This is a genomic window from Nostoc foliaceum FACHB-393 (genome assembly GCF_014698505.1).
In the GTDB taxonomy this organism is placed as follows: domain Bacteria; phylum Cyanobacteriota; class Cyanobacteriia; order Cyanobacteriales; family Nostocaceae; genus Nostoc; species Nostoc foliaceum_A.
On the sequence record NZ_JACJTD010000054.1, the window covers coordinates 18,659 to 34,403 of the forward strand.

Below are 15,745 nucleotides of genomic sequence, written 5' to 3' on the forward strand. Positions count from 1 at the left end.
CGCCTGGGCTAGGTGCAAAATGTGATTTAAAAACATTCTTCCCTACGAACGTGATACAAAATACTCATATGATTTATGATTTTTCCCTCATAGTGTAAGGATTACAGATAATGCACGTTCTAAAAAGATCCATCAAACCAGCAACTTATATATCGTTCCTCCACATTTACCAAACTACTTGGGGGACTGCGGGTGATATTTGTTTAATCCGTGAATCTGTAGCTAATGATAGTACAGCGAAGTTTATCGGGCACAAAATCGAACTAGCAATTCCAAGAGGGTTGGAGCGCGATCGCATCGCCAACTGTCCAATAATTAAAGTTGCAGGTAATGTCGGCGACGGACATCCCAAAGAACATCCGTTGGAATGGGAAGCTTATGAGGGTGTAAATGAAGAAATAGCTTTAGCGGCTCTCAAACCTTGGGGCTTCAAGTTAATTGAGCTTTAATATGGCAATCTGACAAGCTCAACTCACTTTCGTTCTTCTGAAACTATTTTTTCCCTAGCACCATCAGACATTGGCTCAAATAGACATAGGAGTGAAATTAATTATGCGTTGCCCGAAATCCTTGGTAGGCATAATTCATAAATTGTACCTACGTTATTTTCACTCCTACGTCTAATGTACCAAACCAGGTTTCTAAATCCGCGATCGCCTGAAAATCCAACAATGCTTCACCGAGATTTTCTAATTGTTCTAAGGAGAGATTTTCAATCCGGTCTAGCATCTCTTGGGGTAATTCTCCCACCCGTCGAGTAAGTTGACGGAGAATGAGCAATTGCCCTTCTGCTTTTCGTCCTTCTTCCCGTCCGCGTTGTTCACCTTCAGCGAGAATTTCTTGATAAATCACTGACTCGCGCATCATACCCTCCCGAAATAATTGTCGAATCAAGTCTTGATTGTATTTTAACCCCGCTAAGATTTGGGTATACGCGGAAATTTCTGGTCGTTGTCTTGGCTCAAGTTGATTAACTTTTCCCACAACTTGTTGCAACAAAGCTTGGGGTTGCGTGGTTGCGGCCAGTGGTGCTAATGGTAACAAAGCTGGCTCATTGAGGAATGGTTCAGGATTTTCTTCCCATAAGCGAATCACGCGATATTCATGACGGGTAGTTTCGACACAGAAGACAGTTTCAATTACTGTTCCTGGTGCAGGGGGAAGCAATAATACGACAACTTGCGTTATTGGTAAACGATATAAACGATATAAGCGTACCCAGTAATCTAGCATCCGCAGGGGTAGGGGTGGCGTAGATTCTAGTTTGGTTTGAAATTCCAGATGGAGAATGCGTCCTTGTAGTTGTAAAAATGTGACATAATCAGCGCGAATTGGTTCGATACTCAATTCGGTTTTGAGGACTGTGACGCTTGTTTGTGGTGTACCCAAAACCCAACTGGCAAAGGTAGCAGGATGTTTTTCGGACAGTAGTTTGCAAAGGTTATCAAAAGACATTTGCGATCGCTAACAATTGAACGAAGTATTGTTATTATCTCGTGCAGTGGTTTGAGTAAGCCATGTCTACGACGGGCTATGACGCTCGCGGACTCGCTAATGCAAAGCTTACGGCGTCGCACCATCGCTCAAGGAAGCTCAGTACTATACTCTGAGCGTATCTTTTTAAATTCCTGTAATATTTACATTAATATTCCATTTCTGGCTAGGTTGAGTTATCAGACGATAAAAAGATAACTGTAGCGATTCCTGATTTACTAATAAAAACCTAACCCCCTTCTCTTTTTCTACCAAGGAAAGAACAGAAACAGCCTTTATTTCTAAATAAATTACGAATTACGAATTACGAATTATACAAATGCATCTGCACATAATTAAAAAGCGATCGTCCCCCTTTTTCCTTTTTCCCTTTATCTTGCTGTTGACACTCCTCCTCGCCCTGCCTTGGGTAAGTGCGAAAGAACAGCCGAAGCCGAAGCCAGAAGCGTGGCAGATTAACGGTATCGTAGCTGCCCTTGATGATGGGCATAACGGAGTAAAGAAACTCGCTTTTGAAAAATTCAATGAATACGATCTCAAAAATTTGAACCTGGTGGTTCAGAAACCAGAAGATATTGCTCAGAAAGCTGCCAAACTCCTCAAGAATAAAACCGTTGATCAAGATGTTCGTTATGGTGCAGCATCGGCATTGGGAAATCTGGGGGAGCCAGCCAAACCCTACATCAAAGATATCCTCGACTTCCTCAAGGATAAATCCGTTGACCCCTATGTTCGTTATGGTGCAGCATCGGCATTGAGAAATCTGGGGGAGGTAGCCAAACCCTACGTCAAAGACATCGCTGACATCCTCAAGGATAAATCCGCTGACCCCTATGTTCGTTCCAGTGCAGCATCGGCATTGAGAAATCTGGGGGAGCCAGCCAAACCCTACATCAAAGACATCGCTGACATCCTCAAGGATAAATCCGTTGACTCAAATGTTCGTTCCGATGCAGCATCGGCATTAGGAAATCTGGGGGAGGTAGCCAAACCCTACGTCAAAGACATCGCTGACATCCTCAAGGATAAATCCGTTGACCCCTATGTTCGTTCCAGTGCAGCAAAGACATTGGGAAATCTGGGGGAGGTAGCCAAACCCTACGTCAAAGACATCGCTGACATCCTCAAGGATAAATCCGTTGACCCCTATGTTCGTTCCAGTGCAGCAAAGACATTGGGAAATCTGGGGGAGCCAGCCAAACCCTATATCAAAGACATCCTCGACTTCCTCAAGGATAAATCTGTTGACTCAAATGTTCGTTCCGATGCAGCATCGGCATTGGGAAATCTGGGGGAGCCAGCCAAACCCTACATCAAAGACATCCTCGACTTCCTCAAGGATAAATCTGTTGACTCAAATGTTCGTTCCGGTGCAGCATCGGCATTGGGAAATCTGGGGGAGCCAGCCAAACCCTACGTCAAAGACATCGCTGACATCCTCAAGGATAAATCCGTTGACTCTGATGTTCGTTCCAGTGCAGCAGTAGCATTGGCAAATTTGGGAGAGACTGCCAAACCCTACATCAAAGACATCTTCGACTTCTTCAAGGATGAAACTTCTAGCACTCTTACCTATGTTAATGACTCCAGAATCCGTTCCGGTGCAGCAGAAGCATTGGCACATCTGGGTGTGGGGGACGTTGGCAAACTCTATGTTAAAGATATTGCTGACATCCTCAAAGATCAAACCATTGGCCAAGATATTCGTTCCGGTGCAGTCGTGGCATTGGCAAATATTGGGGAGGCAGCCAAACCCTATGTCAAAGATATCCTCGACTTCTTCAAGGATGAAACCGTTGATAAAAATTTTCGTAAAGATGCAGCAGAAGCATTGGGTAAGATAGAACAACTCAACCTTAATAATGTTGTACCAATTCTGGATAGAGTCTATTACGTAGGTCAATCAGAATTTGTACAGTGGCGGTTTTTAAGCTATTTTTTGGGTGGTGGCACAAATGAAGTCAAAACACTGCTTACATGGCTGAGTTTTCCTGATAACAAAACAATTCCTCGTCAATTAAGCCACGATCGCGGTGATAAAACTCTCAAAATCTTTGCCCAAGCCTGGGAACCGAGTCGAGATTTTGTACGAGTACGCGAAGACTTAGCCAAACAAATTGCTGTAGTTGCGAGAAAAGTCTCTTGGCAACCACAAGATATTGTTATTTTAGAAACTCACTACAACAACCTCAAAAACGCTGGCTACAACGAAGCTGATTCGCTGCAATCAGTCATAGTTAACCTCAAAACTTGGCAGTGGTTGTTCAACGCCAGAACGACTATTTTGATTCATGCTGCTTTTTGGCTTGCCCTCATCTTCGCTTATCCCAAATTTCCCCAAGTTCAAGCCATCTTCTTCTGGAACCCTTGGGTGAGGCGCATTCTTGGTATTGGCTACGTCGGCTTAATTCTCACCTGGGTTCCCTTTTTCCGCGAAAAGTTATTTGAACCCTTCAAGCCTTCCCTACTAGCCGATGCTGGGTTAGATAATTTTAACCCGGAAGCTTACTTCCCAAATTCTAAAGTGAAAGTTCCCGGTGTAGATGAACCCGTACCAATTACCCAAGTGCTACCTAACATCAAAGGACAAGTCATCTTGGAAGGTGATTCTGGCTTGGGTAAGTCAATGTATCTGCGCTATTTGGTAAAAACTTCTGGGCGGCTTGTGGTTTATCTACCTGCCCAGAAGTGTGACAAAGGGGTAATTGAGGCAATTCAAGCCAAGCTGCACGGACAAGCACAAGATGCTGATTTTCTCAAGAATTTAATTTACAGTGGCGCATTAGATATTTGCATTGACGGACTGAATGAAGTTAGCGCCGACACCAGGGCAAAAATCTGTCAGTTTGCCGAAAGCTATTTCCGGGGTAACATCATCATGACCACCCAACCCCTAGAGTGGACACCACCCTCAACAGCCAAAATATATAAATTGCTGCCCCTTGAGGAACCACAAATTCAGCAATTTCTGATTTCCCGTCAACCACGATTGCCCAAAAATGCCAAAGTTCAAGGTACTGATTATGAGCAAGCCACTGCTAGTTTTTTAACCAAAGCCCTCACTAATCAGCAATCACCACAAGAATTAAGCGCGATTGAGAAGGTTCTCTCTAATCCAATGGATTTAACTGTGGTAGCCCTGATGCTATCCCAAGGCGAATACCCCGATTTGTTTCACTTGCAACAACATCAATATCAATTGATGGCAGCAGAATATTTGCAAGAATGGAACCAGGAATTTCCGCTAAAAAAATTCTCCGATGCTGTCTATCAAATGCGGTTGAAGGATGAGCAAGCGTTACCTGCGGATGAATTTTACCAGCTATTACAGTCATTGGAAGACGATAAATATAAAATGGTTGTCAGCCGTCAGTGGCAAGACGAAAAAGGCGAAGCCAAGAGAGAATGGTACTTCCGCCACGATAAGATTATGGATTTCTTTTTGGTGCAAAACTTTCTCGGCGAGAGCGAAGAAGCTAAAAACCGTCTCATTGACCACATGAACGACCCCCGTTTTCGTGGTGTCTACTTTTTGCTAGCAACCTTACTCCCGTTAGATGCTGCCAAAGAACTGAAGGAAAAATTAGTTCAATACGCCGCCGATACCAAAGACCATACTGTGAGTGATACCTTCGTGCAATTATTGCGCCCAAGGTCGTGATATTAATTCGTAATTAATACCAATTTGAAAAAATAATGCGACAAATAGACCATTTGTAGAGACGCGATTCATCGCATCTTTATCCAAGGATGTGTTGCAATCATTAATTGAATTGGTATAAGAAAGAGACTTCTAGGCTGAGGGCAAATTCCTGATTTAATAAAAATCTGGCTTTTCACGTCATAGAGGAAAGCTAACGCTAAACCTAACCCCTGAGCAAGCTTCCTTACTAGGGAATAGAAGCGAGGTTTTCTAGATAAGAGTGAAAAGTCAGATATTAGGAATGAGTGGAAAAAGAGATTGTGTCTGTCCTAACGCCAAGTAGAATCAATGCTCAGTTCACTTGGAACTAAGCTTAATAGATAGGCAAAGGGATTAACTACGACCCCAGTCGCGATCGCGCTCATAGCGACGGTAATTATCACGAATGTTGCGAAGGTTATTATCGCGGTCATAGCGACGGTTATTATCGCGGTCATAGCGGCGATTATTATCGCGGTCATAGCGACGGTTATTATCGCGGTCATAGCGGCGATTATTATCGTGGTCATAGCGACGATTATTGTCGCGGTCATAGCGACGGTTATTGTCGCGGTCATAGCGGCGATTATTGTCACGAATGTTGCGAAGGTCGTTCTGGCGGTCATAATCACCATTTCTGTAGTGACGACTCAGAAGCTCGTAGTTACCATCATCGTTGCGTTGATAGCTGTTGCTATCTAACTCAGCAATATAAGACACTGGTATATTAGCATCAGCTTTTGGAGAAATAGCCAAAGCTGAAGCAGATGCTATCAAGCCGGCAAGCAAAATAGAGGTAAAGCGATTCATGATGTGAGTCAAAAATTGTTGACAGTAATTTATGCAAGTCCAGTCTGTTTAGGAAGAGCAGATTCCACAAGTCTTTAGATCAATCCTATCAATGTTGAATAACTCGAAAAGTTTTCTTGGGTGCGGTGATTAAGAAAAGTTTTGTTGTCTGTGATACTTTATAACCTTCCAGAACCCGTCAAAAGTTAAAATTAAAATGAGTCTTTGAAGTGGATGAATCCACCTTTGAACTCCGTTAATGAGTCTTTGATATTAAATACATTGCGATCGCACCTTGACCAAAACCCACCAGCTAGTCAATGGTGTGATCTACTAACCACAGACGCACACCAATGATAATTAGTGTGCGTCTGTAGTTAGATTTTAGAAAGTCTCGAACTTAGCGATCGCATCCTTGATTTTATCCACCACCTCATCTACAGGGATAACTCCCAATTCTCCAGAGGCGCGGGTACGGATACTCAAGGTGTTGGTTTCCACTTCCTTAGCTCCCACCACTGCCATCACGGGTATTTTTTCTTTCTCTGCATTGCGAATCTGTTTACCCAAGCGATCGCCACTAGTATCAACTTCTGCACGGATGCCCAACGCTCTCATCTTCGCCACCACATCTTTAGCAAAGTCTAGCTGTGTATCACCCACTGGCAGTAATCTAGCTTGCACTGGCGCTAACCACAGAGGGAAATCGCCCGCATATTCTTCAATTAAGATCCCAATTAGTCGTTCCAGTGAACCAAAAGGAGCACGGTGAATCATCACTGGGCGTTTGCGAACACCATCTTCGGCAACATACTCTAACTCAAAGCGTTCTGGCAAATTGTAATCTACCTGCACGGTTCCTAATTGCCACTCTCGATCTAGGGCATCACTAAAGATAAAGTCGAGTTTTGGCCCATAAAAAGCCGCTTCTCCAATTCCTTCAAAGTGTTCCATTCCCAAGGTTTCAACTGCACGGCGAATCGCACTCTCGGCTTTGTCCCAAACTTCATCTGAACCAATGTACTTATCACTAGCTGGATCGCGGAAACTGAGTCTAGCTTTAAAGTTCTTCAGTTGTAGACTATTGAACACTGACAAAATCAAATCCACCACACTGAGAAACTCACTATCTAGCTGTTCTGGGGTGACGAACAGGTGAGAATCATCCACAGTAAAACCGCGCACCCGCGTTAAACCGCCCAATTCTCCTGATTGTTCATAGCGGTAAACAGTGCCAAATTCTGCAAATCGCAAAGGTAGTTCCCGATAGGAGCGTAACTCACTCTTATATAATTGGATGTGAAAAGGGCAATTCATCGGCTTCATAACAAAGCCTTGTTCATTGACCGCGGACTCCTCATCATCCGCCATTAGAGGGAACATATCTTCTTTATATTTCTGCCAATGTCCAGAGGTTTTAAATAAATCTACTCTGGCAATGTGAGGTGTTACTACAGGTAAATAACCCCGTTTTAGCTGTTCCTGCTTAAGGAAATCTTCTAAAGTACTCCTTAACAGAGTGCCTTTGGGTGTCCACAAAGGTAAACCCGGCCCCACTTGGTCAGAAAATATAAATAATCCCAGTTCCTTACCCAGTTTCCGGTGATCTCGGCGCAGTGCTTCTTCTTTGCGTCGCTTATATTCAGCGAGTTGTTCTGGACTTTCCCAAGCGGTGGCGTAGATGCGTTGTAATTGGGCTTTGGTTTCATCCCCACGCCAATAAGCACCAGCAACGCTTTCTAGTTCAATTGCCTTCGGGTTTAATTCACCGGTGTTTTCCAGATGAGGCCCCGCACACAAATCCCACCATTCATTCCCCAGGTGGTAAATCGTGATTGGTTCCTGTTTGATATCTGCTAGGATTTCTAGCTTGTAAGGTTCGTTAATTCCTTGAATCCGGCGTTCGGCTTCTTCGCGGCTGACTTCTTCCCGAATTACTGCCAGTTTGCGATTGATAATCTTAGCCATCTCTTTCTTGATGACTTTGAGATCATTTTCGCTAAATGGTTCTGGATTGTCGAAGTCGTAGTAAAAACCGTTTTCAATCCAAGGGCCGATTGTAACTTGCGCCTTGGGAAACAGCTTCTGTACTGCCATTGCCATTACATGGGAAGCAGTGTGGCGAATCTTTTTTAAGTTGTCTGATTCGCTAGTACGCGGTAAATAAATTTTTTCAACTTGTTCTGACTGTTGTGACTGATTTGATGAATTTAGCGACATTGGCTGCTGAACCATTGGCGAAGTGATTACAAAAGGTGATTTATCTGAATCTGTAGGCTTATTCAACTATAACGACTTTGATTTTTGCCAGATCAGCTTTATCTTCCAACTACTGACTTCATTTGTGATAGGGGATAAAGATAAATTTTTGATCGGTTCGGTGAATATCAAATTCAGGATTCCACGCGTAGGCGTAGCCCGTCGTAGACATCGCTAAATTAACTTATGAATTGCAGCTCGGTGTCAGCTAACTCCCGATATGATATGTAGACACCTATCCAAAGGAACTGTACAAACCCATGAGCAAGACTATATAATGAATTCTGTGTTCTTTGTTACATATTTTCATATCCTCGGAATTATGAGAGAAATAATAAAAATGTTAAGAAACGTAAATAACGTTAATATTAGTAAGAAAGTTTGAAATATTCTTCTCATTTATGTCAGACTCGAATTTACCAGGGACTGATTTGCTGAAAACGGTTTTAGAACCCCTGCTGGAAGATTTTCAGCATTGGTTTATGCGATCGCGCCATTTACTCGAAACCGAGCAACTATCATTTATGAGTCACCAAGAGCAATCTGACTTGCTCTTGCGGGTTAAGCAAGCACAGGATGAACTAAATACGGCGAAGATGCTGTTTACTGCTACTGATAAACAAGTCGGAATTGATATGGCAACGTTAATGCCTTGGCATCAATTAGTAACAGAATGCTGGAATGTCGCAATGCGCTTTCGTCAAGCGCGTGAAGTCTAAGCAACAGATAGAAGCATCTGCTAAATTTTGGCAGACTACTTAGCGATCTCTAACGACAAGCCCCTTTGCGTCTACACAAGACGGTCAATCAGCCGTCAAAGAAATAGTAAAAAACTCTTAACACTTTCTTAACATTATTTGGATTAACAAGATAATGTATCCTATGCTACCGTAAGTGAAATGACGGTTGACAAATAGCCCCATATAAATGTAAACGCACTCTTTGTGCGTCAAATGCTCGTCTTAACTGTGAGTTACAGTGTCGGCGAAGCAAAGCGTTAGAAAAATCAAAATAAAGTTTTAAAAATTGCTGTTCTGGAGGAAAATCCAATGTTACACCTGCTTTACATTCTTGCTTTTACAATCCTTGCATTTATAGCTGTTGGCAACTTAATTCGTAACCTGATCATGTTCAGTTTTGATCGGGAGCGAACTTACCCGACGAATTCCTCGCCAATGAATAATCAAGGCAACTATGGTTATTATTCATCAAAAAAACAGTTTGTACCCCATCCAGAGTTATTAGATAGCGCGGGTAACTTAATTAAAGAGCCACTTTTGGTAATGCGTTCGATTAACGTTGAAGATGCGCGTCAACATCTCGATGCACTTTACGAAGCATCCCCAGGACATAAAAGAGAAAATTCTGATGAAGTATAAGAGTTAGAAGTTAGAAGTTTGGGTGTAAACTATTGTTGTTTTTACATCCTTAACCCTTCCCCTAGCAAAATTCTATTCCCATCCTTTGAATTTGAGGCGATCGCGTCGGTAAGCTGGTAAGTTAACCTTGTGTTGTCCACTTTGCACAGGTTGAGGCTGAAAGGACTTAGTGTGGGTGATGAGATAATTAGTGAAGCACTCAGCGAAGCTACTAGGGAAACGCAGGAACAGTTAGTAACGGCAGTATTCCTTTGTCATGAGAACTTGAGTTATTTGCTTGTGTTCGAGGTTAGTAACATAGAATAACCTGTAATCTATTATTGAAAAGTGCATTGACCAGATTTGAGTTCATAGTAGATGGGCCACCAGTATCACAACAGGCTCGTAAGCGCAGTAAGGGCAATCGGCTTCAAGATACGAAGTTTTTTTTCATCCAAATCCAGAAGACTTACCTGACTTTCTTAATCACTATCGCCCCGACATGATAGTACGTCGGGGAGAAGAAAATGTAGTGATTGAAGTCAAGTCACGCTCCTCAGTTAACTCTTCTTCTAATCAATATTTAGAAAGATTTGATCCACTCTACTTAGTGAAGCAATTAGCAACTGAAGGTGTAATTTCAAAATCTGAGTATCAGTTACTAATGAATTCACTCGCATTACGTAATTCTATTGCTCATGGCTTCAAAACTACACAAATTACGCAAAATACTGTTTGTGAATTGATCGAGCTTACAGAGCAGCTGTTGAAAACTCTACACACTGGCAATGAAGCAAGCTAACACTGCTTTGCTTGGAGTAGATGGTAGGAAACACTGGTACTGAATTTCAGGTCATGGTACTGAGCGATGTCTACGACGGGCTACGCCTACGCACCAAGCATAAAATAGGGAGTGATGAATTACTTACTCCCTACTCCCTACTATCTTTCTATGCTTCGATAACTACGCGTAAATTACCGCGTTTTTTTGCAACGCGACAAGCAGTCGTAGTACCAGAGCGTTCGAATTCCAAATCGAGGATGGTGGGGCCAACTCGCAAATTATGAAATGAAAGACGATTAATCGATTCTGGCAAAGCGGGGTCGATTATTCGCAAGCAGTTATTCTGAGCATCAGGCACCAAGTTAACCATCATTTGCAGTAGTTGGAAAATACTACCAGTAGCCCAAGCTTGGGGAGTGCAGGCAACTGGATACTGCACAGGAGCATTATCACCGTTCCGTTCGTAGCCGCAGAAAAGTTCTGGAGGACGTTGGTAAGGCTGCTGTTCAGTCATGTCGAATAAACCTTGGAAAAGTTCCAAGGCTTGATCGATAAGACCGAGCGATCGCAATCCCATTGCAATCAGAGCGTTATCATGAGGCCAAACCGAACCAATGTGATACCCCATCGGATTGTAAGCGGGTGACAAACTACTCAGGGTGCGAATGCCCCAACCATTAAACATATCTGGTGCTCGCAACCGTTCTGCTACACTATAGGCTCTTTCGTGTGTAAAAAGACCCAAATGCAAACAATGACCGGGATTTGAGGTAATACTATCTACTGCCTTGCCATCTCCATCCAAAGCCAAAGCGCAGAAATCATGGTCTTCCACCCAAAAATCTCGATTAAAACGAAACTTAAGATTTCTGGCCTCTTCTTGCCAACGATCTGCCAAATCAAGACGCTTCTTCATCCTAGCTATTTCTGCTAGACGCATTTTTGCAGCATAGACATAAGCTTGCACTTCACAAAGGGCAATTGGGCCGTTGGCTAATTCTCCCTTATGGTCTACGATACAGTCACCAGAATCTTTCCAACCTTGGTTAGCAAGACCACGTTTGGATTTAAGGAAGTAGCTGAGATAGCCGGTTTCTTTCGTATTGCGATCGATCCAGTCCATTGCTGCTAGAGCATTCGGCCAAAGTTGCTCTAGAAGTTCTTGATCGTGAGTCCAAGCATAATGTTCGGCATACAGCATCAGCCATAAAGGAGTGGCATCAACTGTACCGTAATAAGGCGTATGGGGAATTTCTTGACAACGAGCCATTTCTCCCAAACGTAACTCGTGCAAAATCTTACCCGGTTCTTCCTCGCGCCATTCATCGTCGATTTTACCTTGATATGTCGCCAGTAATATCAGCGTTTCTTTGGCGATTTGTGAGTTTAACATCAGGGTTTGGGAAGCTGTAATCAACGAATCTCGCCCAAAGAGTGTAGAAAACCACGGCACTCCAGCCGAAACAGTCTTATACTTCCCAAAAGACTGGCGCAACAAATACATATCTTGCTCGGCCCGCTCAATCACACGATTGAAAATGCTCTTATCTGAGCTAATGCGTGTAATTTGTTGTACCCAGTGTTGCTCCTCCATCAACTCAGCAGCTTTCGCCTGTCCTAAAGTGAAGGCGGCGCTCACGGTTGAACTGGACTGGTTATTTTTCAACATGCTCACCCGATAACCCAGCTTTTGAGTTTCGTGGGAAGCCAACTCTAGCTGCCAAACCGCAGTGTAACCCTTGAAATAGTTTGGTTGACGATGCTGGAATAGAAGACGGGATTCCATTACCGAGCCATCCAGACCTTGATAGGCGAGTGTTAAAGATTCTTCCCTAAAACTTGGTGGCTCTTTAGCTATAGGCGAAAGACCATCGACCAGAGAAACTGTTCCTTCTTCAGTCGTAGGTTCTACTAGACGTAAGAGCCTACCTCGTTTTTCTCTGTCATAACCCCGGACTTCAAATAAATCAACAAAATCTGCATCAAAGCTGATGCTTAGTTCAAAATTGACAGTTGTTGTGCTGTAATTAGATACTTCTATTTCTTCAAATAGTGCCCCATTCAGCACCATTTCCCGGCGAATGCCTACAGTGTCTGCTTTCAGGCGTTCGTCGATTCTGGGGTTGGTACACAAAACTGAAAGTGAAAACCCTTTTTCAGCAGTACTACTGAGGAGTACAGGCGATCGCCCTTCAATTTGCAACTCCAAGCGATTGAGAAATCTCGTATCACAACAAAACAATCCCATGCTAGGATTACCATCGTTGAGGGAACATCCAGAAATATTCCCGATAGTATCCGTCACAAAAAATAAATCATCATCCTTAACCGTCAGTGTCGGTTGTGGTCTTTCACTCACAACACAAGGCCACTCCGGGATAGGTAATTGTTCGGCAGGAATAAAAGTTTTTCCATCCAGGAAAATTTTTTCCGGGGTCATTAGCGTATCCGGTGTCATTAGCCAAAGTTCCGTGTACAGGTCTATATTTTTGTGGTCTTCTGAGTAGAGGTTGCTGACCCTCACAACTTTCAAAAAAAAGACGCTTTCTAAAACTTGCTTGAGCCATTGGAGCCATACTGCTGACAAATTAGCAGCGCTCAAACCTGTATAAGCAGATAATTATAAACTTATATTTTATAACTCTAAAGTCAAGGCTGAAAACTGAGGATTTTTAGAAAATTTATTAGTCATTAAACTTTCATAAGACACAAGGCACATATAATACTCAGCAATAAAGCGGAATTCATTGCTTTTGTTGAACATAGACAGCATTTTTTCTCTACCATTATACGATTTTGTCTTAAATAGCTATGGAATTTGATTAGACTAATTTATGGTAATTAATTAATTGATTAAATTATGTGAATGTAGCAGTAATAGTTTTTGGATAAGAAAATTTATTTAGTCGGCATAAATCAACGTGTCTACGACTGGCTACGCCAACGCGTGAAATATCAAGAATCAGTGGTTATTAGTGAATATAGCAGTTAAAACAATACAACAATTAGTTATTTGGTACTTAGTGCTGAAATATTTTAGTTGTGGAAGCATATTTCAAAGTTGGTCGAGAATGTATATTGGGCGTAGTAGGTTGTCAATCAACAAATCAAGTTGTACGCACTCCTCCTAATTGGTAACAAAGTGTTGCGCCTGCTTTGGCAGAAAGTGCTTTTTAGCGTTCTTTACATATTGCAACTCTCTATTTAACTTGAGAGTCCCTTGGAATTTGTACAATGCAGCTGTGACGTGGATCTTGTCGAGGTTGAGCGTTTAACAATAATTCATGAGCATTTCGACTTCTGTGCTGAGTGATCTGCTAAAGTCCCTACCATACTTGCGGCCCCAGCTATATTTTAAGGCTTCACTAACGGCGCTCTCCCATGCGATGGAAGATCAAGTTTTGGCTGCGACTTTAGCACAACCCCTTGTAATTGCTAGTTTCCAGCGAGAGCGATTCTACCGCCAAGAAGCTCATCGCTACCAGCGACTTGCCTTGCGGAGTAACCAAATATACGTATTATCTGCTCCAGAAACTGATTTCGCCAACAGTTCCGAACACTACGAAAAGATCGCTTTTGAGCCAAAGGATGGCTTAAGCCAAGAGTGGCATTTAGTAGTGATTGCTGACAATTATGCTACTTGTCTAGTTTGCCGGGAAAGCCTTGGTTCTATTGCCAAAAACAAGCAACTACCAGAACTAAGCCCTAATCTGGATATAGACACAGCGCGAAGATTTGAGGGAGTTTGGACATCGGAAAGGGGAGTTAGCCTCAAAGCAGCCGAATTGCTGTTAGACAGAATTTTGGTTTACAGACCAGAACTGGCAAGTAAAATTGAGGAGGCACGTCAGAGGTTTGGCATAGGAGAGCCGCGAAGCCACTCTGGAGCAGAACAGATCAACGAATATGCTTGTGACATCGATACAGATCCCTTTGTGCAGCGCTTGGTAACTTACTTGCAAGCTAGTCAGTACAAACTGCACAAAGCCTACCGTTCCATTGCTGCCCAGGCACGAAAAGAACGATTAGTCAACTCGATTAGCACTGCCATTCGGCGATCGCTCGATCCTCACGAAGTTCTGCAAGTGGCGGCACAAGAATTAGGACAACACCTAGAAGCTTGTCGCTGTCTAATTTACCGCGCTCAAGCCACAGATAGCCAAGCCATAATTGAACACGAGTTTTTGAATCCCGGTATTTTATCGGTACTTGGGCAAACTTGGGAATTAGAGAAAAATTCCCTATTTCAGGACATAGTGCAACAAGGCGAAGGTGTTTGTATTAGCGATACACTGAATGACCCTCGCGTAAACAATTCACCAGGACTTTCCTTGATCGCCAAAAAGTTTGCCATTCGTTCTTGGCTGATGGAACCAGTGTTTTATCAGGGGCGATTATTGGGCATTGTGGAGTTGCACTATTGCCGAATGCCACCGCACGAGTGTCAACCAGGGGAATTGGATTTGGTAAAAGCGATCGCCACCCAAGTAGGAGCAGCTCTCATCCAAGCAGAAGCTTATGCCAACCTAGAAGAACTTAACCAGCAGCTAGAAGCCCTAGATCGCACCCGTAGCAACCTCATAGCCATCACCGGACATGAACTGCGTACCCCCCTATCCACCATTCAAGTGTGCCTAGAAAGTCTCGCTAGTGAGCCGGATATGCCCTTGGAGTTGCAGCAGATCATGCTCAACACTGCTCTTTCCGATTCGGAACGGATGCGAAAATTGGTACAAGATTTCCTCACACTTTCCAACTTGGAAAGCGGTCGGGTGGAATGGCATCCAGAATCCCTCACTTTACAAGAGTGTATAGATTTATCACTCAGCCGCAATCGCACGCGTTCCTCAACGGAAAAGCCGCCCAAAATCAAGACTCAAATCGCCGAAAACCTACCTCTAGTAAGGGCTGATGGTGATTGGCTAGTAGAGGTACTGGCAAAACTCATGGACAATGCTTGTAAATTTACGCCACCCCAAGGAGAAATCACTATTAAAGCGATTTACAACAACCATCAAATGGTTGAGGTGACTGTGGCTGACACTGGACGCGGCATTGAACCGAATCGTCTAAAAGTAGTTTTTGACCGCTTCTATCAAGAAGAGGGAGCGCTGCGCCGCACCACTGGCGGAACTGGACTTGGTTTAGCAATTTGCCGTCAAATTGTTAATGGCTGGGGTGGGGAAATTTGGGCAGAGTCAACTGGCAAAGACCAGGGTAGTCAGTTTCACTTCACCATACCGATTGTTCAGAGTAGCCAAGAGGAAAAGCGGACAAAAGTCAAGAGTAAATAGATATTGAATATGGGGCATGGCACATTATTTTTTGACTAATGACTAACGACTAATGACTAAAAACTGTTACAGTCTATGACGCGAT

Annotated in this window: 9 protein-coding genes and 1 pseudogene; 6 read left to right on the top strand and 4 right to left on the bottom strand. The window is 43.2% G+C overall.

Annotated elements, in window-relative coordinates:
* Positions 1–110 precede the first annotated feature (110 nt).
* The gene (locus tag H6G92_RS29630) at positions 111–449 is read left to right on the top strand and encodes a hypothetical protein (RefSeq protein ID WP_190899167.1); all 339 of its coding nucleotides are present in this window, start codon (positions 111–113) and stop codon (positions 447–449) included.
* Positions 450–597: 148 nt separating this feature from the next.
* On the opposite strand, the gene H6G92_RS29635 is transcribed toward H6G92_RS29630, so the two are convergent.
* Entirely contained in the window at positions 598–1,455 is an 858-nt protein-coding gene (locus H6G92_RS29635; RefSeq protein WP_190899169.1) for a DUF4351 domain-containing protein, read from the bottom strand.
* A 358-nt stretch (positions 1,456–1,813) separates the two neighbouring features.
* Between H6G92_RS29635 and H6G92_RS29640 the strand changes: the two genes are divergently transcribed.
* Positions 1,814–5,155 carry a HEAT repeat domain-containing protein gene (locus tag H6G92_RS29640; RefSeq protein ID WP_190899171.1) on the top strand — a complete coding sequence of 1,114 codons (3,342 nt, stop codon included), beginning with the start codon at positions 1,814–1,816 and terminating at the stop codon, positions 5,153–5,155.
* A gap of 375 nt (positions 5,156–5,530) precedes the next feature.
* Here H6G92_RS29640 and H6G92_RS29645 read toward each other — a convergent pair whose 3' ends face one another.
* Both H6G92_RS29645 and thrS read right to left on the bottom strand, forming a co-directional pair.
* Positions 5,531–5,986 (bottom strand): hypothetical protein, encoded by a 456-nt coding sequence (locus H6G92_RS29645; RefSeq protein WP_199345031.1) that lies wholly within the window; start codon positions 5,984–5,986, stop codon positions 5,531–5,533.
* A 363-nt stretch (positions 5,987–6,349) separates the two neighbouring features.
* The gene (thrS, locus tag H6G92_RS29650; protein ID WP_190899173.1) at positions 6,350–8,200 is read right to left on the bottom strand and encodes a threonine--tRNA ligase; all 1,851 of its coding nucleotides are present in this window, start codon (positions 8,198–8,200) and stop codon (positions 6,350–6,352) included.
* Positions 8,201–8,625: 425 nt separating this feature from the next.
* On the opposite strand from thrS, the gene H6G92_RS29655 reads away from it, so the two are divergent.
* The 3 genes and pseudogenes from H6G92_RS29655 to H6G92_RS29665 form a co-directional block, all read left to right on the top strand.
* Positions 8,626–8,943: a DUF2605 domain-containing protein gene (locus H6G92_RS29655; RefSeq protein ID WP_190899175.1), complete on the top strand. Its 318-nt coding sequence runs from the start codon at positions 8,626–8,628 to the stop codon at positions 8,941–8,943.
* 330 nt (positions 8,944–9,273) lie between these two features.
* Positions 9,274–9,603: a DUF2973 domain-containing protein gene (locus tag H6G92_RS29660; protein WP_190899177.1), complete on the top strand. Its 330-nt coding sequence runs from the start codon at positions 9,274–9,276 to the stop codon at positions 9,601–9,603.
* 427 nt (positions 9,604–10,030) lie between these two features.
* Positions 10,031–10,384 (top strand): annotated as a pseudogene (locus H6G92_RS29665) (hypothetical protein); the annotation flags it as partial.
* 148 nt (positions 10,385–10,532) lie between these two features.
* Here H6G92_RS29665 and H6G92_RS29670 read toward each other — a convergent pair.
* The gene (locus tag H6G92_RS29670; RefSeq protein WP_190899207.1) at positions 10,533–12,824 is read right to left on the bottom strand and encodes an amylo-alpha-1,6-glucosidase; all 2,292 of its coding nucleotides are present in this window, start codon (positions 12,822–12,824) and stop codon (positions 10,533–10,535) included.
* A gap of 826 nt (positions 12,825–13,650) precedes the next feature.
* On the opposite strand from H6G92_RS29670, the gene H6G92_RS29675 reads away from it, so the two are divergent.
* Complete coding sequence (locus tag H6G92_RS29675) at positions 13,651–15,660, top strand: DICT sensory domain-containing protein (RefSeq protein ID WP_190899179.1); 2,010 nt, start codon at positions 13,651–13,653, stop codon at positions 15,658–15,660.
* Positions 15,661–15,745: the final 85 nt, after the last annotated feature.

Coding starts and splice junctions, on each gene's coding strand:
- H6G92_RS29630 (WP_190899167.1), top strand. CDS start 111: ATGCACGTTCTAAAAAGATCCATCAAACCAGCAACTTATATATCGTTC.
- H6G92_RS29640 (WP_190899171.1), top strand. CDS start 1,814: ATGCATCTGCACATAATTAAAAAGCGATCGTCCCCCTTTTTCCTTTTT.
- H6G92_RS29675 (WP_190899179.1), top strand. CDS start 13,651: ATGAGCATTTCGACTTCTGTGCTGAGTGATCTGCTAAAGTCCCTACCA.
- H6G92_RS29635 (WP_190899169.1), bottom strand. CDS start 1,455: ATGTCTTTTGATAACCTTTGCAAACTACTGTCCGAAAAACATCCTGCT.
- H6G92_RS29660 (WP_190899177.1), top strand. CDS start 9,274: ATGTTACACCTGCTTTACATTCTTGCTTTTACAATCCTTGCATTTATA.
- H6G92_RS29655 (WP_190899175.1), top strand. CDS start 8,626: ATGTCAGACTCGAATTTACCAGGGACTGATTTGCTGAAAACGGTTTTA.
- H6G92_RS29670 (WP_190899207.1), bottom strand. CDS start 12,824: ATGACACCGGATACGCTAATGACCCCGGAAAAAATTTTCCTGGATGGA.
- H6G92_RS29645 (WP_199345031.1), bottom strand. CDS start 5,986: ATGAATCGCTTTACCTCTATTTTGCTTGCCGGCTTGATAGCATCTGCT.
- thrS (WP_190899173.1), bottom strand. CDS start 8,200: ATGGTTCAGCAGCCAATGTCGCTAAATTCATCAAATCAGTCACAACAG.